Origin of the sequence: Ornithinimicrobium cavernae (assembly GCF_003121625.1) — a bacterium.
Taxonomy (GTDB): domain Bacteria; phylum Actinomycetota; class Actinomycetes; order Actinomycetales; family Dermatophilaceae; genus Ornithinicoccus; species Ornithinicoccus cavernae.
The window spans coordinates 1-694 of the sequence record NZ_QDDJ01000049.1 but is presented as its reverse complement, the minus strand read 5'-3'; the positions used below and the strand labels follow the sequence as shown (position 1 = coordinate 694).

Below are 694 nucleotides of genomic sequence, written 5' to 3'. Positions count from 1 at the left end.
CCGCCATTAGAAACTATAGTTCATACCGATTTTAAACTCACGTCCCGGGCTTGGCGGCGTGACTTCAAGATTTCTTTGGCTGTGGCTACGATAGAATTTATTACCGATGTTTTTTACCGTGAAATTCACATTGAAGTTGTCTTGATTAAGCGGCTGCCAGTTTACGAAAATATCATGTACGCCGTATCCGATACGTCTTCTCGTTTCGACTTTCGGCGCAGCGCCCGTTTTATACTCTTTAGACTGAGCATAGCGACCTAACCAACCGATCTCTAAATTCGGTTCAACAAATTTATACGAAACACCGGTACTCCATTGACGACCTTGCGGAATAACATTCAGCGGATCATTAGAAAGCGCAAAGTCCGCTTTCGGATCGGCATACGCCACACCGGCGGTTAATTTTAATGCGTTCCATTGATAATCCAACTCGGCTTCATAACCTTTCGTTTTTAAGGTTCCCGCATTGCTAATGATACTGTTGGTCGTTTGATAGAAGTTTTTAACTCTTTGCTCGAACACGCTGCCTTTTAAATTAAAATCGGCATATTTCCATTCAAAACCGACTTCCGCCAAACGTACGTCTTCGGTTTTCAATTTAGGATCGATAAAACGTAAGCCTCTGGCTTTATCTAATGAACCGCGGTTATCGGTTATGGTATTTGCCGAAGCTAAAATAGGGCTGCGACTTGCA

The 694-nt window shown here is 43.1% G+C and carries 1 protein-coding gene; it reads right to left on the bottom strand.

Annotated features, from left to right (window positions below; all coding sequences use genetic code 11):
- Positions 1-6 precede the first annotated feature (6 nt).
- Positions 7-694 (bottom strand): TonB-dependent receptor (locus DA085_RS20725; protein WP_154402281.1); only part of this gene is annotated, 688 nt, incomplete at its 5' end.